Consider the following 19624-nt stretch of genomic DNA (forward strand, 5'->3'; position numbering starts at 1 on the left):
GCACCAACAACCTCAACAAACAGTGCAGATGCCGCGATGGTCGAACGACTTCCACTAAAGTGGGTGTCTATTTAATACTATGCTTCCGCCCAGCTGGGAAACTTGGTGCTGCCTGAATTTCACTGTTCCTTCCTAACAAGCCCCCAAACAGCGCCTTTCCAACTAAAAATCAGCTCAGACTGCCCCCAACAAGCACCAACAACCTCAACAAACAGTGCAGATGCCGCGATGGTCGAACGACTTCCACTAAAGTGGGTGTCTAGTTAAATGCTTCCGCATACCACCTTAAACACTAAACGCAACGCATAGCAAAAGTGCCAAGCGTTGCGAATCACTCTTAAACAGATTGTTAGTTTTTATCTTTTACGACGTTCTTTTCTGTCTCTTGATTCCCAATTCCAGTGTGAATCTATATTTAAGGCTCCGAGTATTTCACCAAGCATACCAATAGTTACATGCTCTTCTTTGCTAGCGTCAGCTACTTCAAGGCAATAGTTTGATTCAGGCTTCGCCATGTAAATCATAGCCCCTTCACCAATGTGTTCATTTCTAGTGAAGAAATCAGTAAGACTGTAGCGGTAACAATCCGAAGCAAGGATCAATATGTCTCCGCCTCTTACGCGTGTAACTCTATAGATATAATCCGACGGGTCTGGAACTCTTTCCCACGACGCAACGTTAGAATGATTGTTTAAAGCTCTTTCCCAGAATGGCAGGATAGAAGGGTGTAGATATTTTCCCATTTAAATTACCTGTTCCAAATTTTTAATTTTGCTCTTGAAAGAAAGGTAGCTTTCTTTCTCTATGTCACTAAATACAGAAAGATGCAAACTTTCACCTTTCTCTGTTTTACACTTATCCACAATACCTTTGAGTTGATTTGCCACTTCTTTGATGCCTACAAAAGTAGATGAGTTGGTTTTTATTAAAACATCTACATCATGATAGTTTTCGTTGTACAAAAAGCTACCAAACAGATACACACTTTCCAAATCCAACCCTGAGAGTTCACTCTGCAACCAACCAGACAATTTTTCTTTTCTACGTAGATGAGCTTTACTTATTTTCTTATAGCTATAAATTAGGTCAGAAAACTCTTGTGGAAACTGGTGGTTGGAATAATCAATGTCGCCTTTTTCAATATGGACCTTAAAGTGCTCAATATGTGATTTCATTTTGTCGATAATGCGTTTTTCTACAGGAGTGAATCTCTTTATAGTGCTGATTATCTGATAGATTTTCGCATTATTAGGTAAAATAATCTCTAATTTAGCATTGTCCCACACAGAAAACTCCATACGCAGTTCTTCTTGATTGTGTTGAGATGAATTAGGACCACACTCTTTAAATACACGCTCATTTTCTTCCATTAATTTTATTAATGTTGGTGTGGCTTTCTTTAGAGAACCAAACTGCTTACGACTTTTATCACGTTGTTCAAAATGGGCTTTGTAGAACAGCCAAAGTGAAACAAGCACAAACAACACACCTACGTAGAAAACTGTAATACTCGCTCCATCAGACAGTTGCACTTTAAGCACAAAGTCACGTGTAATCAGCTCCAAAGATAACAAAAGCTCAATTAAAAGATTTTTTCCAATTAAAGTCGCCCCTAGGGTAAATGTTAACAATATAATTTTATTAACATAATTCGGGTTCAATACATTGTTCAGCTTTGTTAATAGGATTTGCTTTAAAACTAAATCTTGGGACATCTAAACCTCTAATAAAAACTAACAGCTTATTACGATGCCAATGTCTCTAGTATTACAATCACGATTGGCATCTTTAACACAATGTTATTCTTTGGTGATAATTATATCCGTCAACATAATCAATAGATTACCTCTGAATTCCGCTCAACCCAAGTGCCGCTTTGGTCGAAAAAGAAGACGGAGATCCTATTACTGAAGAACAGCAGTCGAACAGCAGTCGAACAGCACATAAACACAGCATTTGGCGGCGATAACACTGACGATTACGGTGCCATGATTGGATCGCGAACCGAACGCGGCCAACGACAAGTCAATACCAGTCTGGCCCCTCTATTAACCACTGATCCGCCGTTGCGAGTCCGCCGTTGCGAGTCCGTCGTTGCCAGAAACTATGGCTAACCCCCTGAATGTTCGCCACTTCCCCCAAGCTGTTGCGGATCTCTGACGCCTTTTGGTAACACAACATCGCGATTAACCCGTCACGGTGCTGATTCCTTTGCCACACTGAACGGCGTTTTCGCTGCGTCTTAGGAGGAAGGCATGCGTCTGACAACAACCCTAAACATTGTTTTAACTACCCTAGTGGCTTTGGTGATGGCGATAAGCGCCAAAGTCAGTGCCAAAGAGCTTGCGGACATGTGGGTGATCACCCCCGAAAAAGGCCAACAGCAAGCGTTTGAGCTGGCGCTGAAAAAGCACGTTGAGTATCGAAAAAGTAAGAATGATCCGCGCAAGTGGCAGATTTTCACGCCAGCGGTTGGGGATCACCTTAATCATTACGTGATCCGCGCATGTTGTTTCGAATGGAAAGAGATGGACAGTTATCGTGACTGGTCAATCGAGGCCAAAACTGGCGACCATTGGCAGGCGAACGTTGGCGACAGCGTGGCCCATGTGTCGCACTATCTGGCCGAAGTCGATTTTGAGAACAGCCATTGGCCGGAAGAAGATCCCGGTTTCCGCTACTTCGAAGTGGTCTCGCTGAAACCGAAACAGGGTCACGGCCAAGGGATCCGCGCCGACATGAAAGCCATTAGTGATGCCGCAAAAGCGATGGAATGGCCAGAGTATTGGAGCTGGAGCTGGGGGATTGGTGGTCAATCTGAACTGAACTTGGTGTTCCCTTTTACCGATTGGGCCGACATGGAGCCAGAGAAACCGGGGTTTGCTGAACGCTTGGGCAAGCAGATGAAATCGGAAGACAAGGCGATGGAGTTATTGGAACGCTGGAGCAAACATTTCCAGTCCAGTGAATCGACGATTTACGTAAAATCCGACGAACTGTCGATGGATTAACAGCCTGACCGAATGGTGATACAGCAAAAGGCATTTACGCCATCCATTAACCTGCTGATTTACCTTGTATCGACATAAAAAAACGCCGCCCCGAGGGGCGGCGTTTTCGTATCAATGTCAGCTTTTGTCGCCGTGCAATTCTTCTGACTCTTCAATCCGGGCTTTTAATTTTTGCCCCGGGCGAAAGGTCACAACACGGCGAGCAGAGATTGGGATATCTTCGCCCGTTTTTGGATTCCGTCCGGGCCGTTCAGTCTTTTCCCTAAGATCGAAGTTCCCAAAACCGGACAGTTTCACCTGCTCACCGCATTCCAAGGCGAGCCGGATCTCTTCAAAAAAAGATTCCACCAGGTCCTTGGCGTCACGTTTATGCAGCTTCAATTCCTCAATAAGGAGTTCTGCCATATCGGCTTTGGTTAGAGCCATGTTTTCAGTCCCTCAACTGTGCGTTGAATTCTGATTGCAGCGTTGTCACGATGTGATCGACAGTATCGGCAATCTCTTTCTCTTCAAGAGTACGGTCAACTGCTTGTAAAGTTAGAGCGATTGCCAGACTTTTATGACCGTCAGCAACGCCTTTACCAGTGTATACGTCGAATAAGTTTACGCCAACCAACTGATTTCCGCCAACTTTTCTTATCATTTTCTCAACATCACCGGCACCAATTTGCTCTGCAACAACAACCGCAATGTCACGGCGGTTAGCCGGGAACTTGGAAACCGCTGCCGCTTTAGGCAGACGACGTTCGATGATGGCCGACTGAGCAATCTCAAACACCACGGTGCGACCATTCAAGCCCAGCTTTTTCTCGTGCTGAGGGTGGATCGCTCCGATCAAACCAACCACTTCGTCCCCTTTCAGGATCTCGGCAGTTTGGCCTGGGTGCAGCGCTGGGTGAGCAGCCGGACGGAAGCTGAACTGATGCACGTCATTGGTTAAGCCCATTACCGCTTCCAGATCACCCTTCAAATCGAAGAAATCAACGGTGTTGGCGGTCATGTCCCAATGTTCATCGGTTTGGTTACCCGCAATCACAGCAGCCAACATTGGCTCCTGACGCATGCCGTTTTCCGCCGCTTGCTGTGGGATAAAGCGCAGGCCGGTTTCAAAGAAACGCACTCGGCCTTGTTGGCGCGCTTGGTTGTGCGCAACCGCGCCCAACAGGCCAGTCCACAGCGACAAACGCATTGCCGACATTTCAGAGCTGATAGGGTTTGGCAGGATCAGTGCTTCTTCACCTGGGTGCAGGCGCTCTTGCAGCTTAGGATCAACAAAGCTGTAGGTGATCGCTTCTTGGAAACCACGGTCAACCATCAAGCTACGCACTCGTGCCAGTGGCAGCCGCGCTTCTTGGTGATCGGTCATCTGCAACTTCGCCACTGGGGCCAAGTTCGGGATGTTGTTGTAGCCGTAAATGCGCGCCACTTCTTCGATCAAGTCTTGCTCGATCTCCATGTCGAAGCGCCAGCTTGGAGCAACGGCTTGCCAGCCATCGGCTTGAGCCGTTACGGTGCAGCCTAAGCGAGTTAGGATCTGCTCTACGTCTTCGTCGCTGATCACGTGACCCAGCAAGCTATCAAGCTTGGTGCGGCGTAAGGTGATGGTGGCTTGCTGTGGCAGGTGTGCGTCCGATTTCACTTCCGCAACGGGGCCCGCTTCACCACCACACACTTCGATGATCAGTGCCGTGGCACGTTCCATCGCTTTGGTTTGCAGCTGGGGATCAACACCCCGCTCAAAGCGGTGGGAGGCATCAGTATGCAGACCGTAAGAACGGGCTTTGCCGATGATCGACAGTGGGTTGAAGAAGGCACATTCCAACAGTACGTCGTTGGTTTCAACGGTTACGCCGCTGTCTTGACCACCGAAAATACCCGCTAATGCCAGTGGGCCGTTGTCGTCGGCGATCAACAAGGTGTCGTCGCGCAGTGCCACTTCGTTGCCATCAAGCAGGGTCAGCTTTTCGCCCGCCGCTGGCATCCGTACTTGGATGTCGCCGCTCAGCTTAGCCAAATCAAACGCGTGCATCGGTTGACCCAGTTCCAACATTACGTAGGCGGTAATGTCGACAATCGGATCGATGCTGCGAATGCCGCTGCGACGTAAACGCTCTTGCATCCACAATGGGGTGGCGGCTTTCACGTTTACGTTTTTGATTACACGACCTTGGTAACGTGGGCAGTGCTCTGGAGCCGCAACGCGAATGCCGTGTACGGCATCGATGCTGTTGGCTACGGCAGCCACTTCGGGTTCGTTAACGGCGATGCGGTTCAGTACGCCCACTTCGCGCGCCAAGCCGTTCAACCCTAAACAGTCAGCACGGTTTGGGGTCAGATCCACTTCGATGGCGTTATCGTTTAGCTGCAGGAAGTCACGAATGTCGGTACCCAGTACCGCCGCTTCTGGTAACTCCATGATGCCGTCAGATTCAACGTCGATGCCCAGCTCGGTAAAGGAGCACAGCATGCCGTGTGATGGCTGACCACGCAGTTTGGCTTTCTTGATTTTGAAGCCGCCTGGCAATACGGCACCAACGGTGGCCACCGCCACTTTCAGGCCCAAACGACAGTTGGCTGCACCACAGACGATGTCCAGCAGTTCATCGGCGCCGATGTCTACTTTGGTCACCTGCAGTTTGTCTGCATCTGGGTGCTGACCGCACTCAACCACTTGGCCGATTTTAACGCCGGTAAATTCCGCCGCTACTGGCTCGACGCCGTCCACTTCCAAGCCTGCCATTGAGATCTGCTCGGACAGTTCTTCGGTCGTCAGGGATGGGTTGGCCCACTCGCGTAGCCAAGATTCACTGAATTTCATTTTCGATCCCCTCTTACTGGAACTGCTTCAAGAAACGCAGGTCGTTCTCGAAGAACGCGCGCAGATCGTTGACGCCGTAGCGCAACATGGTCAGGCGTTCTACGCCCATGCCGAAGGCGAAGCCAGAGTATTTCTCTGGATCAATGCCCACGGATTCCAGCACCTTCGGGTGCACCATGCCACAGCCCAGTACTTCCAGCCATTTATCGCCTTTACGGCGCACGTCCACTTCCGCAGAAGGTTCGGTGAAGGGGAAGTAAGAAGGACGGAAACGCACTTCTAAGTCTTCTTCAAAGAAGTTACGCAGGAAATCGTACAACACACCTTTAAGTTCGGTGAACGCCACATTTTCTGCAATCAACAGGCCTTCAACCTGATGGAACATTGGCGTGTGAGTTTGATCGTAATCGTTACGGTAAACTCGGCCAGGGCAGATGATGCGAATTGGCGGCTGCTGCTTTTCCATGGTTCGGATCTGCACACCACTGGTGTGGGTACGCAGCATCAGATCAGGGTTAAAGAAGAAGGTGTCGTGATCGGTGCGAGCTGGGTGGTGCGCTGGAATGTTCAGCGCATCGAAGTTATGGAAACCATCTTCGATTTCTGGGCCAGCAGCCACTTCAAAACCCAGATCCGCAAAGAACGCTTCGATGCGTTCAATGGTGCGGTTTACTGGGTGCACGCCACCGGTAGCCAGCTTGCGACCGGGTAGGGTCACGTCAACCGATTCTGCCGCCAGTTTGGCGTTCAGCGCTTCGGTTTGCATTGCTTCGATGCGCGCGTTTAACGCTTGCTGCACCTGCTGCTTGCCTGCGTTAATTTTTTGTCCTGCCGCCGGACGTTCTTCCGCGGACAGTTGACCTAAGGATTTCATCAAGGCGGTGATGCCGCCTTTCTTACCCAGGTAGTTAACCCGGATCTCATCCAATGCCTTCAGGTCATTGGTTGCTTCGATAGCTTCCAGAGCCTGAGCAACGATATCTGCTAATTGCTGCATTTTTATTCTCGGTACCGATCCGACTGATTAGTTCGTCACAAGTGTGATAAAGGGTTGAAATACTACTGTATCAAGGCCGCCAGAAAAAGTCCGATCTGACCTTCCGCTAGTGGAAGTAGACACAAAAGTGTAGCGCCTGTTGCATTGTTGACCAATCTTGAGCCAAAAGTGATCGCAACGATCTCTTCACGCAGTTTGTCGCGATCCAGATCACAATTACTTTTCGTCTGCTTTAATTTTTATTCAACTTCCCGCAACCTGCGCCGTACACAAATCACATCCGCTATCGATAAGAAGAAATCACCAATGAGCGACGCCAAAATCGGGTTTTGGAACACTATTCTGCTAAAAATGACCATTCGCGAGAAACTATTGCTGATCTCGCTTGGCCCGATTGTGGCGCTGATGGCGTTCACTGCGTTTTTATTGAATGAGCAAGTCACGCAAACCAACGCATTGGCTGAACGCAACCTAACCGCTCAGGTTGAGCAGCTAAGCCAAAGCATGGCGCCATTAATTGCCACCTTGGATCCGCAGCAGATCAGCCAATTGGGCAGCAGCATTATTGGCGGCGGCTTGGCCCCAAACGACGGCAGTAGCCTAAACCGACAAGCCGGCGCGCCCCCAAGCCACAGCGGCAACCAGCTGGTGGTCAGTCGCAGCGTTGGCAATAGCCATTACCTGTATCTACGCACCGACGTCGTTACTTTGAAGCAATCTTTAGCGGATCATCAATTGTTGCTGGTGCTGCTGGTGGTAACGATCTTAATCAGTTTTTTTGCGGCCTATAAAATTCGCAGTTACATCCAAGGTGCTGTGGAGGTGATGATCAGCGTCATGGAGCAAGCGTCCGCCAACGATCTTACCGTAAGCCTTGGCTTCCTCGATGGTCGCGATGACTTTAAGCCCTTGGCCGATAACATCGACAAGCTGATTGGCACACGTCGCACCGTGGTTACCAACCTGCTTGACGTAGCCCGTAAACTGCAAGACGCCGCGTTCACGTTGAAGTCGGACTCCGACAACAGCAGCACCCTCTCCATCAATCAGCGTAAGCATTTGGATAACTTGGCAACGGCGATGGAAGAGATGACGGCCACGGTGCACGAAGTGGCCAGTCACGCCGAACAAACCAACCAAGAAACCCAGCAGGCAAAAACCGATGCCGAGCGCGGCTTAGCCCAGATCGACAGCACCATTGGCAGCATTGGTCAGCTGGTTGCTGACGTGCATAACGCCTCTGCGGCGGTGTCTCAGGTGAACACCAACGCCGCCCGCATTGACGATGTGGTAACCACCATTAACGCCATCTCTGAGCAAACCAATTTGTTGGCGCTGAATGCCGCCATTGAAGCAGCCCGAGCCGGTGAACAAGGCCGTGGTTTTGCGGTGGTGGCCGACGAAGTTCGCTCGTTAGCTGGTCGCACTCAGCAGGCGACGGTTGAGATCCAGCAGATGATTGAAGAGCTGCAAGGCGGGATGCAATCGCTGGATCAAATCATGACCAACACCGTGGCCTTGGCCGAAAATGGCCGCGAACAGGTGTCGATGGCCGGCAAAGAGCTCGGCCAAATGGCCAGCCACTCTGACATGGTGTTTAACATGAGCACCCAGATCGCCACTGCGGCAGAACAGCAAAGTGCCGTTGCCAACGAGATCGCCGGTAACTTGATGCAGATCCGCAACGAGTCCCACGAATTGGAAGTGGCGGCGCAAAACTCGAAACAAGCATCCGACACCGTTGGTCATACCGCCGATACCCTCAGCAGTAACTTAGGCTGCCTGAAAGTATAACGTTTCTGCGTTTGCCTTATTCGCCGCCTACGGGCGGCTTTTTCTTGGCTGAGTTTTAGTCTCTACCGCCGCCACCGTGCCACGGTTATTGCGTTCTGCGAGCGGCGAACGCGCGTATATTCCTTACAACCGCCCCCTTTGCCAGCGTTTCAATTAGTCGCGTAAGCACCACTGCCATCTGCTAACATCAACTCACCTGTGGCTGCTGCTGTTGTGTTAATGACTGAATCAAAAGATATTTTTTATTTTCACTTGCTGCGCGTTGTGGCGGCCTTTGCGGTAGTGATGATCCACGTATTAGGCCCGTGGCGAGAATTGTATGGGGTGGTTCCCCAGCACCAATGGTTCAGTGCAACCGCCATCAATGCGGTTTCCCGCTGGGCAGTGCCGGTATTTATTATGCTCAGCGGCGCGCTGTTGTTGTTCCCCTCTACCCCACTGAACGCCCAACGCTATCTGCAGCGTCGTGTGGCTAAAGTGGTGGTGCCTTTTCTTGCTTGGAGCCTCATTTACTGCCTGATTAGCGGCGGGCAAAGTGGCGACTGGCAGCACACCTGGGACGCCATACTGGCCCTGCCCAAAAGCCCCAGCTGGTATCATCTGTGGTTTTTCTACGACTTCATTCCGCTTTATTTCGTGATCCCATTGCTGGGCGCACTACTGGCGAAGATGAGCACCGAGCAGATCAAACTGCTGCTGGTGGCGTGGCTGCTGCTAACCCTAACCCAGTGGTTGCGGATAGACACCCCACTGCGGATCAACCTATTGCTGTACAGCGGCTATCTGTTGCTGGGTTGGTTTTTACACCAACAGCGGCAATATTGGCGTTGGTGGCTCGGTTTGGGTGGCGTGATGCTGTTGGTCAACGTGGTTGGCAGCGGCTGGGCGGCCGAGCTTAAAGGCGGTTACAGCGCCAAATACATGAGCTACAAAACCCTGAATACCGCCTTGATCGCGGCCATGGTGTTTGTGCTTGCCCAACGTTATGGCTACCGCGTATCACGGGCACTGCACCGCCCAATTTTATCGCTGTCGCGCTACAGTTTGGGGATCTACCTGCTGCACCCACTGTTGCTGATCCCCATCCGCCCCATCGACAACGGCGTCTACCACTGGTTTGGCCACCCTTTACTTGCCATTCCACTGCTCAGCGTTATGGTGTTGCTGCTGTCATGGCTGCTGGTCGCAGCCGTAAGCAAAATACCAATTATCAAACAATTAGTGCCTTAACTGGGATTCGAAATAGATTCGCCAATCACGGCGTTTACCGTCATGCTTTAGCCATAACAACGAACCACGGTTAAAAGGAGAGAACCATGAACAAGGGCAGCATCATTACTGTCGTGCTGATTATCGGTGGCTTAGCCATTGCGGCTTGGACCATGATGGCGATGTCGTCACAGCAAAGCAGCACCGCCCCAGCGGCCAGCGAAGTCTCACCGCAAGCGCAGTTATTAGCCCAATGCACCGCCTATTACCAGATCAGTTCGGGCACCATTAAGCGCATGGGCGTACAGCGCATGGCGGCGGTGGCGGATAGATTGGCGGCATCTGGGTTGAACACCCAAGCGCGATTAGAACGCCAAATCGATGCCGCTGGGGCGCAGCAACTGATTGAAGCCAGCAAACAGCAACTGCTGGCGCAATTACCCAGCCCAGATCAATTAGGGCCGCTGATGCAGCAATACCGCGAGCCTTGTCAGCAGCTGGTGTTAGCAGGCAGCTAGGCCAGCAGCAGCAACAAAAACGCCTCGGAGATCCGAGGCGTTTTTTTTGGTTCTAGGCTCAGGCTTTATTCAACGTTCAGCAGTTCAACGTCAAAAATCAGTACCGAACCGGCCGGAATGCTGCCCACCCCACGCTGGCCGTAGCCTAAACTGGCTGGCACATAAAAGCGGTTTTTCTGGCCCACAACCATGGTTTGTACGCCTTCGGTCCAGCCCTTAATCACTTGGTTCAAACGGAAGCTGGCCGGTTGACCGCGATCAACCGAGCTATCAAACACTGTGCCGTCGATTAAGGTGCCGTGGTAATGCACGGTTACTTTGTCTTTTACCCCGGGATGGCGTTCTCCCGTACCGGCGTTAAGCACCTCATATTGCAGCCCCGTTGCGGTAACCGTTACCTGTTCACGTTGGCCATTTGTGGCCAAAAAATCAGCCCCTAGTTCGATGTTTTTTATCGCAGTTTTTTTGTTGTTCATTGAACGCTGCAGCAGCAATAAGCTCAGCACAATAATGACAACGGCAATGATTACTTTCACTACAATCCAATCCCAATAATGCGTTAGAACGCCACTCTAACAAATGGCTGAGATCGGCAACAGTAGCCAAACTCAACATCTTGAACAGCTTTTGAACGGTTGAGTGCGATCTAGGTTAATCGGTGGCGATCCTGCGGTCGTGCCACTGCCTATTTTCTGCTACAACAAGCGGTAATATATGAAAAAGAGTTTTGCTATGAATATCTTATCAATTCAATCACACGTTGCTTACGGTCATGCTGGTAATGCATCGGCGGTATTCCCACTGCAGCGCATGGGATTGAATGTGTGGCCGGTACACACCGTTATGTTTTCCAACCACACCGGTCACGGCAGTTGGAAGGGGCCAATGTTCAGCCCAGAAACCGTGGCAGAGGTGATCAGCGGCATTGAAGAGCGGGACGTGCTGCCAACCTGCGATGCGGTTTTGTCTGGTTACATGGGCGCGCCAGAGATGGCCGATACCATTTTGGCCGCGGTGGCCAAGGTAAAAGCAGCAAACCCACGGGCGCTGTACTGCTGTGATCCGGTGATTGGCGATACCGACAGGGGCATCTTTGTGCGCCCTGGGGTGCCGGAGCATTTTCGCGATCAAGTGATCCAGCATGCCGACATCATCACCCCCAACCACTTTGAGGCCGAATTCTTAACCGGCCTGAACATCTGCGATCTGGACTCCGCGGTTTATGCAGCGCGCAACTTGTTAGCCCAAGGGCCTAAAATCGTACTGATCACCAGCCTAGTGCGTGATGACGTCGCCGCAGACACCATTGAGATGTTGGCGGTCACCGCTGAGCAAGCGTGGCTGGTCAGCGCACCACTCTTAACGTTCCCGACCCCAATGAATGGCTCTGGTGATGCCACCACGGCACTGTTCTTGGCCAAATACCTGCAGTGTCAGGATCTGAAACTGGCACTAGAGCACGTTGCCGCAGCGATGTATGGCTTGTTTAAACTCACCCACGACAGCGGCAGTCGCGAATTGCAGTTGATCCCCGCGCAACACGAACTGGTGACCCCGAGCTTGCTGGTTGAAGCCCGCGCCATTTAACACGCGACTTACCACGGGCTTGCCGCCATACCTAAGGCAAGCCCTGTTCAGCCCAAGCCCGAGGGCACGCTGTTCCTAGCCCCGAAGTTCTGCTCTAATGCCGGCACAAGTTATTGTTTTGTTGCCTGTGATGTTACCGCTAAGATTGCTTCGTTTTTTGCCGTTGTGGCTGTGTTATGCCATCACCACTGTCGCTCACGCCGCTCCAGCGCCGCTCTTGCTGTACGGCGGTGCCTTGCCACTGTGCAGCAGCATGGCCATGGAACAATGCCAACGGAATCAGCTCGACCGCCTCGCCGTCGCACAAAGCAAACGACAACAACCGTTAACGCTTACTGCCGAGCGGTTCCTTCAGCTCGAAGCACTGCAGTTGGGCGATCAACACGCCTTAGCCAGCAGCCACGCCAGCATTACCGCTCAATTGCCATTACTCTCTCTGACCGCAGCGCAACTGCAGCAACAGCCACAGCTGCAACCGTGGCTGGCTACGTTATCTCGTGCTGAGTGGCAAGCGGTGCAGCAATTATTAAGCGAGCCGCAAACGGATCGTTATGGTCAGCGCCTGCAAGAACGCGCTTGGCTTGAGGCCAGCCACAACCCAGCCAGCGTCGACATCATCAACGCCATTGCCGCCATGGCTTCCGATCCCAGCCGCATTCTGATTGTGACCGCAGCCAGTGATGCACCATACGACAGCGCCGATCGGTTTTTAGATCTGTTTCCCAAGGCCCAGTGGCTTGGGCTGGACCGCAGCCTCACCCAAGCCCAACAACGGCATCGCTGCAGCGATTTAACCGCGGTGCAGCAACAACACTTACGCTTGGCACGTCAGCGCCTTTATCCCCACCGGTTTGCCCAGCAGCGCCGGTTATGTCAGCAACCCGCCAGCGCCGCCGAGCACATTGCCAAGGCCGAACTGATCCTATTTACCCCGGGCAAGCCGGCTAACTTGATGCAAACGTTACTCTTGGCAGACGGCAGCCCCACGTTGGCATGGCAAGCGATCCAAACCCGCTTTCGCCAAGGCTCGGTGGCGATCGCCGCCCCCGCCATCGAACTGTTTGGCGGCTTGCTGCCACCGCCGCCACAGCAAGCGGACATTGGGATCAGCACTGCACCCCAGCGCGCCTTACTGAGTCAAACGCCGCGAGCCTTGCTTGGCTTTAGCAACGACAGTGCGGCCATCATTGCCCAAGGGCAATTGACCGTGCTTGGTCGACAAGGAGTGTGGTTGGCACAGCCGCTGCCGAGCAACCACGGCTGGCAAAGCAGCTTTGCTCAAGCGGGGGAGACCATTAACTTAGCCAGCGGTGAAGTGGCTTTCTTGCAGCAGAGCGAGCAAGAAGCCCGAGGAGCCCAGCATCAGCCCGAGCTGATCGTTTTGCCCGATAACGGCCAGTTACTGGGTTTAACCGACGCCCTGTGCGGTAATTTAGCCGAACAAAGCTTGGGCCACTTTAGCCACCAGCAGCAACCCTACGGCGTGATTGCCCGCGTGAACGGCGCCAGCAAATTGCAGCGCTCCGCAAATCAGCCCCACTGCAGCTACCAACAGTTACAGCTGCAGTTTGGCCCACGCCAACCTCGTGATTAAAAGCTGAGGCCCATGGCGCGCATTTTCGGCATCAGTTGGCTGCTGCCAGAGCGGATCTCCGCTTCCGTCAGCACTAAATAGTGATGTTGATGCTGCTGAAACTGGGCTAAGCGTTGTTGCTGCTCTTCGTTCTCGCTGGCCAGCACTTCGATATAAAGCGCCAACGACGGGATGAAGAAGTCAGAGACCAATTCAGGGGACTCGGGCCACGGTTGTTCAAAGGCAAAATTAATCTCGTGCAGATACAACCAGTTGGCCAGACGCAGGTGGCTTAATTGCGCCACCCAGTGGCCACTCATGGTACGAAAGCGGCTATTAAAACGGTGCTGAAACGCCTTAACCGATTTGTGGGTTGAGTTGGCTTCTGCATCCAGCGCCAGATAGGTATTTAATACGCGCTTAAACGCCTTATGCTTAATGAGTTCTTGCGGCCAGTAGCTCACTGGGCCACTGGCGAACAAACGTTGCCCTGCCCCAGTGCGCCGACCTTCAGGGGTTAGCACCAAGCCACCGGCACCCTGCTCTAGCCACCCCAGCTGCAACAACAGTTGCCGCAATTCATATTCTGAAATTTCAACACTTTCGGCTAAATCTCGGGCGGAGATCAGCTCGGCAGGATCCGCCAACAACAGCGTTTCCGGCCACACTACATAACGGCCATATTTTTCATGCAGAGTGGTTTCCCCACCCGCGCTGATCCCAAGCGCCGTTAGCACCCATTGGTTATCACAGCGCATCAAGTAGCCTGCGCGTTCAAAACGGGAAAACAAAGACTTACTGGTGATATTCAGCTGCTTTGCTAACGCCGAAGTCGAGATCATTTTGCTCATAAGGTTCCTCACACTGTTCGCCCTGCAGCCTACCGCGGGCGGATCAATTCACCAAGGTCAATTTGGGTCTGTTTTGATCTCAATTCTGATTTTCATCAAGCCCTAAGCCTGTTGGATTTCAGTACGTTAACCATAGAAACATTTGGCAACAATTAACATTACCTCCTACAGTTACTGCAAATAGTGGTGCAATGCACCACGGTTTTATGACGAAATAACGATAACGCTGTAAGGGCAGCAAAGTGGGTACGGCTTGGGAATGGGCATGTCACTTTGAGCAGTCGCCACTTGAACCACTTTAGAAAGGGTCAAAGGGAGTTGACATGACAGCTAAACAACGGCTGCTGAGCAAGTTCAGCAATCGCAATGCGCTGTGGACGTGGATGCTAACGGCACTGATATCAGCATTACTGTATCTCGGCTTATGGTGGCAGGCTGAACGCCTTATTCAGCAGCAAGCTAAAACCATCAGCACACAGTGGCACCAGTTAGCCTCCACCTTGCGCGCGGATAGCAACCAACACTGGCTGCAGCAGCTCAAAGCCCTGCAAGCGAATCCGCATTTGGCCATCATTGAGGTCTATTCAGGTCAAGACTTACGCCAACTCATCCAACTGAATCAAACCGAGCACGCCAGCGCGATCAAATCCACCGTCTTAACTCTTGGCCAGCAACAACGCCGCAGCAACCTGATCCACTGGCACAACCTAGAACCGCAATCCCTCTTACTGAGCACCAACCGCTTAGCGATGCCACAAACCCTCGATAACCAACGTGTTTATGCGGTGCTGATTTTAGGGCTCGACACCGCGCCGCTGCGAGCCCAAGTCATGCTGCACTTTCATCTGTTCTTTGGCTTGCTTATGCTGGCGCTGCTGTTGATGGTAAGCGTTATTACCGCACGGCAACGATGGCTGTTTACGGAGCCGTTGCGGCGGCTGGTTACCGACACAATTTGGCAGCGCAGTTACGCCAACAGCAACCCACTGAGTGCGAATTACCGTTCGTCGTTACTGGCCTCGTTGGCACAGCAAATAAACCACCTTGGTGCCACCAACCAAACCAGTGAAGCACAGTTGCACCAAGCACAACATCAACGCAAACAACTGAGCCAACGCCTGCATTTAAGCCGCCAACTTACGGAGCAATGCCATTGGCAGGTCAATGTTCACAGTGGTGAATTTGAGGTGAAACAACAGGATCTGCACCACTTGGGGTTACAGCAGCTGCCTGAACACCTGCACATCAATGATTTCTATCAGCGACTACACCCCGATGACATCAACCACGTTAAAGCCCAATTTGAAGCCGCACGGCGCCACCACAGCACCATGGAATTTACCGCGCGCCTGATCAATCACAATAATGAGATGCGCTACATCAAGTGCGTTGCCGCGATGGCGATGGAAACGGATCCCGCGTGGCTGATTGGCCAAAGCATCGATATTACGGAGCAGTACCGCCAACAACAGGCACTGCGGTTAGAGCAAGTGAAAGTACAAGATGCCGAAAATAAGCTGCAAACTCTGATGGAGGTTGACGATGTCGGCATTGTCCAGATTGATCAATTTGGCACCATCTTACAGCTCAATAGCGCGGGTCACCGCTTGCTCGGTTACGCCTCTCAAACCCTGTTGGGGCAAAATGCGACCGTGTTAGTCCCCCAAGAAAAACACACCACGCCCAAACGGCAACCCCTTTACCGCTGCCAGCCCGCGCCACGGCCAACGTTTCACCATTAACTTACGCTGCCAAGATGGCAGTAAATTACCGGTAAACTTGAGCCTGGCCGAACAGCGCCGCAACGGTGAGAGTTACTACATTGGGGTATTTAGAGACATCAGCGAACACTACAATCTGCAGCGCCAATTGCAGCGCCAAAACGATCTTCTGCAGGCCAAACCGATGAAACAAGTGCGTTTTGCCATGCTTGATCAACACCAAAACATTGTTGGGATCTCACCGGCGTTAGCCAAAAGTTTGGGCTATCGCAGTGGCGAGCTGATCAACCACAACATGCTAAAAATGCTTCCGCGTGCACTGCAAGCCGGTTGTGCCGAGTTTTTAGCTGAACAGATCGAGAGTCGCGGGGTATTGCTGCCCATCTTGCACCGTAATGGTCAGCGCTTACAGATGCGTTTTTCCGTTAGCCCGATGTCGCAGCTGCAAGCCGAACAGCCGCTGTTACTGGTGCAGATCAGCGAAGTACTGGAGCGAAAGCTGCCGCAAAACGTTGAAAAAATCCGCCGCCGAGCCAGTTAATGACAATTATTTAAAGAAAAACCAAATTGCAGGGAACCAAATTAAATCCACTCGGTCTGACTTATTGAATGAATCATCATCTCCCTGCAAGAATTTTTTCGCCGCCTGCATTAGGCGGCATTTTTTTGGCCAAAATTCAGTGCTATCTAACCATAATGGCGACCATCGAGTGAGTTAACAGCGAAGTGCGAGCCGTTAGCTGCAGTTCAGCTAGGCAAGTATTCAACGACTGCTCTGGCGGATCTTAACTGACATCATGGTGACTCGGTGCCGCTGCTGCTCACCGTCTGCGCCATCAACTGCCGCAGTTGGCACGGCAAAATCCCGCCGTGGCGAAAGAAGCGCAGTTCATCGGCGGTATCGATGCGACAGCGAGTGCTGATGACCCAAGGTGCAGCCCCTTCGAGCTCAACGTTAATATCGACTTGGCAACCAGGGCTCAGCTCAGCCAAGCCGCAGATGCTAATGCACTCATCACCACTGAGAGTTTGCGCATTGCCGCTGGGATCTGGTTGCAACTGCAGCGGCAAAATGCCCATGCCAATCAGGTTAGAGCGATGGATCCGCTCAAAACTTTGGGCAATCACCGCCCGTACGCCCAGCAGATAGGTGCCTTTGGCTGCCCAATCACGGGAAGAGCCGGTGCCGTACTCCGCCCCAGCAAACACCACCAATGGGATCCTCTGTTGCCGAAAGCACTGCGCCGCCGCAAAAATGCTGACCACCTCCGATGAGGGCACCAGTCGGGTCACCCCACCCTGTTGTTGCGGCGTCATCAGGTTTTGCAACCGTGGATTGGCAAAGGTGCCGCGCAGCATCACTTCGTGATTGCCACGGCGACTGCCATAGGAGTTAAATGCCGCGATCTCAACCCCGCGGCTGAGCAGATAGGCCCCTGCAGGGCTGTCTTGGGCAATGGCACCAGCGGGAGAGATATGATCAGTGGTGACGCTGTCACCCAGCAGCGCCAAGATCCGCGCCTGTACAATATCTTCCACCGTCGCTGGCGTGGGTTGCAGTGCATCAAAGAAGGTTGGACGGCGAACGTAGCTGCTGCGCTGATCCCAAGGATAGCGTTGGCTGTCACTCAGTGGCAGCGCCTGCCAATCGCTATCGCCACTAAACACCTTGGCGTATCGCTGTTGAAACTGTGCCTGATGCACGTTGGCGGCAACGGTGGCGCTTATCTCCTCGGCGGCGGGCCAGAGATCGCGCAGGTAGACCCGCTTACCGCTTGGATCTTTGCCCAGAGACTCGGTGGCTAGATCAATATCTACCCGCCCTGCCAACGCGTAAGCCACCACTAATGGCGGCGAACACAAGAAGCTGGCGGCGACATTAGGGTGGATCCGCCCCTCGAAATTGCGATTGCCGGACAGTACAGCGCAGACGCTCAACTGCTGTTGCTCAATGACCTCGGCGATGGCGGGATCCAGCGGCCCGGAATTGCCAATGCAGGTGGTACAGCCGTAGCCGACCAGATTAAAGCCCAGATGATCCAGATCCGCTTGCAAGCCCGCGGCCACCAGGTAATCGGTCACCACCTTAGAGCCCGGCGCCAGCGAGGTTTTGACCCATGGCGCCACCTGCAGTCCACGCTGGCGCGCATTGCGGGCCAGCAAACCCGCCGCCACCATCACCGCCGGATTAGAGGTGTTGGTGCAACTGGTAATGGCGGCTATCACCACCGATCCCTGCTGCAAAGTATGCGTTTTACCGCGCACCGAGTGTGCCTTCGGCGGCACCGCAACCGACCGTCCCTGTGATTCGGCAAACAGTTGGAACGCCGCAGCCACATCCGCCAGCGCCAGCCGGTCTTGGGGGCGTCTTGGGCCGGCAACACAAGGGTCGATGCTGGCGAGATCAAGTTGCAGCATCACGCTGTAGCTCGCCCGTGGCGTCAGCGCGTCATGCCACAGCCCCTGCAGCCGCGCATAAGCTTGCACCAGCGCCACTTGGTGCGCACTGCGACCGGTCAGCGTTAAATAACGCAGAGTTTCCGCGTCGATGGGGAAGATCCCACAGGTGGCGCCATATTCCGGTGCCATATTGGCGATGGTCGCGCGGTCCGGCAGGCTTAAGTTGCGTATTCCATTACCGAAAAACTCAACAAAGCAGCCCACTACGCCCTGTTGGCGCAGCAGCTCGGTTATGCGCAGCACCAAGTCGGTCGCGGTGCTGCCCGGCGGCAACTGGCCACTCAGCTCGACCCCAACCACCGGTGGCAGTTGTAGGCTGATGGGCTGGCCCAGCATCGCCGCTTCCGCTTCAATGCCGCCGACGCCCCACCCCAGAATGCCAAGGCCATTGATCATGGTGGTATGGCTGTCCATGCCCACCAGCGTATCGGGATAGGCCAGCGGCATGCCGTGTTCAAGTGGCTGCGTCCACACTACCCGTCCTAAGTATTCCAGATTAACTTGATGGCAGATCCCAGTGCCCGGTGGCACCACCCGCACATTGTCGAAGGCCGCCTGTCCCCAGCGCAAAAAGGCGTAACGTTCATGGTTGCGCGCCATCTCTTGGCGCACATTGTCGGCGAATGCCACCTTGTCGCCAGCGCGATCCACGGTAACCGAATGGTCAATCACCAGATCCACTGGGATTTGCGGGCTGATCAAGCCCGGATCGCCCCCGGCCTCGGCGAGGGCATCACGCATCGCCGCCAGATCCACCAGTGCTGGCACCCCAGTAAAATCCTGCATCAGAATGCGCGCTGGCATAAAACCGATCGCTTTGCTCGAGCCGCCGTGCTTTAACCAATCATGCAGCGCTTCGATCTGAGCCTCGCAGCTCTGCTCGCTGTCGGCGTGCCGCAACAGGTTCTCCAACACGATTTTCATCACAAAGGGCAACCGCGTCAGATCCCCCAGCAAGGTGTTGGCAGCAGGCAATGAATAGTATTGATAGCTCTGGTTACCCACCTTGAAGGTTCGTAACAGTCGGCGGCGGTGGTTGGGTACATCGGTCATGACTAGCCCTCGCGCTAAACCGGTGGTGCGCG

Annotated in this window: 16 protein-coding genes; 8 read left to right on the plus strand and 8 right to left on the minus strand. The window is 53.0% G+C overall.

Features of this window, described 5'->3' with window-relative positions:
* Window positions 1-356: 356 nt before the first annotated feature.
* Together Q0796_RS07515 and Q0796_RS07520 are read right to left on the minus strand one after the other, a co-directional pair.
* Window positions 357-743: a hypothetical protein gene (locus Q0796_RS07515; RefSeq protein WP_298441643.1), complete on the minus strand. Its 387-nt coding sequence runs from the start codon at window positions 741-743 to the stop codon at window positions 357-359.
* A complete protein-coding gene (locus Q0796_RS07520) occupies window positions 744-1715 on the minus strand; it encodes a hypothetical protein (protein ID WP_298441645.1) in 972 nt (323 codons plus the stop codon).
* A 540-nt stretch (window positions 1716-2255) separates the two neighbouring features.
* On the opposite strand from Q0796_RS07520, the gene Q0796_RS07525 reads away from it, so the two are divergent.
* Window positions 2256-3011 (plus strand): hypothetical protein, encoded by a 756-nt coding sequence (locus tag Q0796_RS07525; RefSeq protein WP_298441647.1) that lies wholly within the window; start codon window positions 2256-2258, stop codon window positions 3009-3011.
* Between the two features lie 117 nt (window positions 3012-3128).
* Here Q0796_RS07525 and Q0796_RS07530 read toward each other — a convergent pair whose 3' ends face one another.
* The 3 genes from Q0796_RS07530 to pheS are packed head-to-tail and all read right to left on the minus strand — an operon-like array spanning window position 3129 to window position 6826.
* The gene (locus Q0796_RS07530) at window positions 3129-3437 is read right to left on the minus strand and encodes an integration host factor subunit alpha (RefSeq protein WP_298441648.1); all 309 of its coding nucleotides are present in this window, start codon (window positions 3435-3437) and stop codon (window positions 3129-3131) included.
* Between the two features lie 4 nt (window positions 3438-3441).
* Window positions 3442-5829, minus strand: a complete 2388-nt coding sequence (pheT, locus tag Q0796_RS07535) for a phenylalanine--tRNA ligase subunit beta (protein ID WP_298441649.1) — start codon at window positions 5827-5829, stop codon at window positions 3442-3444.
* Window positions 5830-5842: 13 nt separating this feature from the next.
* On the minus strand, window positions 5843-6826 hold the full coding sequence (gene pheS / locus Q0796_RS07540; RefSeq protein WP_298441650.1) for a phenylalanine--tRNA ligase subunit alpha: 984 nt from the start codon (window positions 6824-6826) through the stop codon (window positions 5843-5845).
* Between the two features lie 306 nt (window positions 6827-7132).
* On the opposite strand from pheS, the gene Q0796_RS07545 reads away from it, so the two are divergent.
* The 3 genes from Q0796_RS07545 (at window position 7133) to Q0796_RS07555 (ending at window position 10347) form a co-directional block, all read left to right on the plus strand.
* Complete coding sequence (locus Q0796_RS07545) at window positions 7133-8620, plus strand: methyl-accepting chemotaxis protein (protein ID WP_298441652.1); 1488 nt, start codon at window positions 7133-7135, stop codon at window positions 8618-8620.
* A gap of 219 nt (window positions 8621-8839) precedes the next feature.
* Window positions 8840-9850 (plus strand): acyltransferase family protein, encoded by a 1011-nt coding sequence (locus Q0796_RS07550; protein WP_298441653.1) that lies wholly within the window; start codon window positions 8840-8842, stop codon window positions 9848-9850.
* 86 nt (window positions 9851-9936) lie between these two features.
* Window positions 9937-10347, plus strand: coding sequence for a hypothetical protein (locus Q0796_RS07555; RefSeq protein WP_298441654.1), 411 nt, complete (start codon window positions 9937-9939; stop codon window positions 10345-10347).
* A 65-nt stretch (window positions 10348-10412) separates the two neighbouring features.
* Here Q0796_RS07555 and Q0796_RS07560 read toward each other — a convergent pair whose 3' ends face one another.
* Window positions 10413-10883 carry an FKBP-type peptidyl-prolyl cis-trans isomerase gene (locus tag Q0796_RS07560; protein WP_298441655.1) on the minus strand — a complete coding sequence of 157 codons (471 nt, stop codon included), beginning with the start codon at window positions 10881-10883 and terminating at the stop codon, window positions 10413-10415.
* A 196-nt stretch (window positions 10884-11079) separates the two neighbouring features.
* Here Q0796_RS07560 and pdxY point away from each other — a divergent pair, with 196 nt between their 5' ends.
* On the plus strand, window positions 11080-11934 hold the full coding sequence (pdxY, locus tag Q0796_RS07565; protein ID WP_298441657.1) for a pyridoxal kinase PdxY: 855 nt from the start codon (window positions 11080-11082) through the stop codon (window positions 11932-11934).
* A 130-nt stretch (window positions 11935-12064) separates the two neighbouring features.
* Window positions 12065-13528 (plus strand): hypothetical protein, encoded by a 1464-nt coding sequence (locus tag Q0796_RS07570; RefSeq protein WP_298441659.1) that lies wholly within the window; start codon window positions 12065-12067, stop codon window positions 13526-13528.
* Here the strand turns inward: Q0796_RS07570 and Q0796_RS07575 are convergent.
* Window positions 13525-14358, minus strand: coding sequence for a hypothetical protein (locus tag Q0796_RS07575; RefSeq protein WP_298441661.1), 834 nt, complete (start codon window positions 14356-14358; stop codon window positions 13525-13527). The genes Q0796_RS07570 and Q0796_RS07575 overlap by 4 nt on opposite strands.
* A 323-nt stretch (window positions 14359-14681) precedes the next feature.
* Here Q0796_RS07575 and Q0796_RS07580 point away from each other — a divergent pair, with 323 nt between their 5' ends.
* Both Q0796_RS07580 and Q0796_RS07585 read left to right on the plus strand, forming a co-directional pair.
* Window positions 14682-16100, plus strand: coding sequence for a PAS domain-containing protein (locus tag Q0796_RS07580; RefSeq protein ID WP_298441662.1), 1419 nt, complete (start codon window positions 14682-14684; stop codon window positions 16098-16100).
* 37 nt (window positions 16101-16137) lie between these two features.
* Window positions 16138-16620, plus strand: a complete 483-nt coding sequence (locus Q0796_RS07585; RefSeq protein WP_298441664.1) for a PAS domain-containing protein — start codon at window positions 16138-16140, stop codon at window positions 16618-16620.
* A gap of 254 nt (window positions 16621-16874) precedes the next feature.
* On the opposite strand, the gene acnA is transcribed toward Q0796_RS07585, so the two are convergent.
* Window positions 16875-19592, minus strand: a complete 2718-nt coding sequence (gene acnA / locus Q0796_RS07590; protein ID WP_298441780.1) for an aconitate hydratase AcnA — start codon at window positions 19590-19592, stop codon at window positions 16875-16877.
* Window positions 19593-19624 lie beyond the last annotated feature (32 nt).

Origin of the sequence: uncultured Ferrimonas sp., from assembly GCF_947489035.1 — a bacterium.
GTDB lineage: Bacteria > Pseudomonadota > Gammaproteobacteria > Enterobacterales > Shewanellaceae > Ferrimonas.

Coding starts and splice junctions, on each gene's coding strand:
- pdxY (WP_298441657.1), top strand. CDS start 11,080: ATGAATATCTTATCAATTCAATCACACGTTGCTTACGGTCATGCTGGT.
- Q0796_RS07570 (WP_298441659.1), top strand. CDS start 12,065: ATGTTACCGCTAAGATTGCTTCGTTTTTTGCCGTTGTGGCTGTGTTAT.
- acnA (WP_298441780.1), bottom strand. CDS start 19,592: ATGACCGATGTACCCAACCACCGCCGCCGACTGTTACGAACCTTCAAG.
- pheT (WP_298441649.1), bottom strand. CDS start 5,829: ATGAAATTCAGTGAATCTTGGCTACGCGAGTGGGCCAACCCATCCCTG.
- Q0796_RS07525 (WP_298441647.1), top strand. CDS start 2,256: ATGCGTCTGACAACAACCCTAAACATTGTTTTAACTACCCTAGTGGCT.
- Q0796_RS07575 (WP_298441661.1), bottom strand. CDS start 14,358: ATGAGCAAAATGATCTCGACTTCGGCGTTAGCAAAGCAGCTGAATATC.
- Q0796_RS07530 (WP_298441648.1), bottom strand. CDS start 3,437: ATGGCTCTAACCAAAGCCGATATGGCAGAACTCCTTATTGAGGAATTG.
- Q0796_RS07545 (WP_298441652.1), top strand. CDS start 7,133: ATGAGCGACGCCAAAATCGGGTTTTGGAACACTATTCTGCTAAAAATG.
- pheS (WP_298441650.1), bottom strand. CDS start 6,826: ATGCAGCAATTAGCAGATATCGTTGCTCAGGCTCTGGAAGCTATCGAA.
- Q0796_RS07515 (WP_298441643.1), bottom strand. CDS start 743: ATGGGAAAATATCTACACCCTTCTATCCTGCCATTCTGGGAAAGAGCT.
- Q0796_RS07550 (WP_298441653.1), top strand. CDS start 8,840: ATGACTGAATCAAAAGATATTTTTTATTTTCACTTGCTGCGCGTTGTG.
- Q0796_RS07580 (WP_298441662.1), top strand. CDS start 14,682: ATGACAGCTAAACAACGGCTGCTGAGCAAGTTCAGCAATCGCAATGCG.
- Q0796_RS07520 (WP_298441645.1), bottom strand. CDS start 1,715: ATGTCCCAAGATTTAGTTTTAAAGCAAATCCTATTAACAAAGCTGAAC.
- Q0796_RS07555 (WP_298441654.1), top strand. CDS start 9,937: ATGAACAAGGGCAGCATCATTACTGTCGTGCTGATTATCGGTGGCTTA.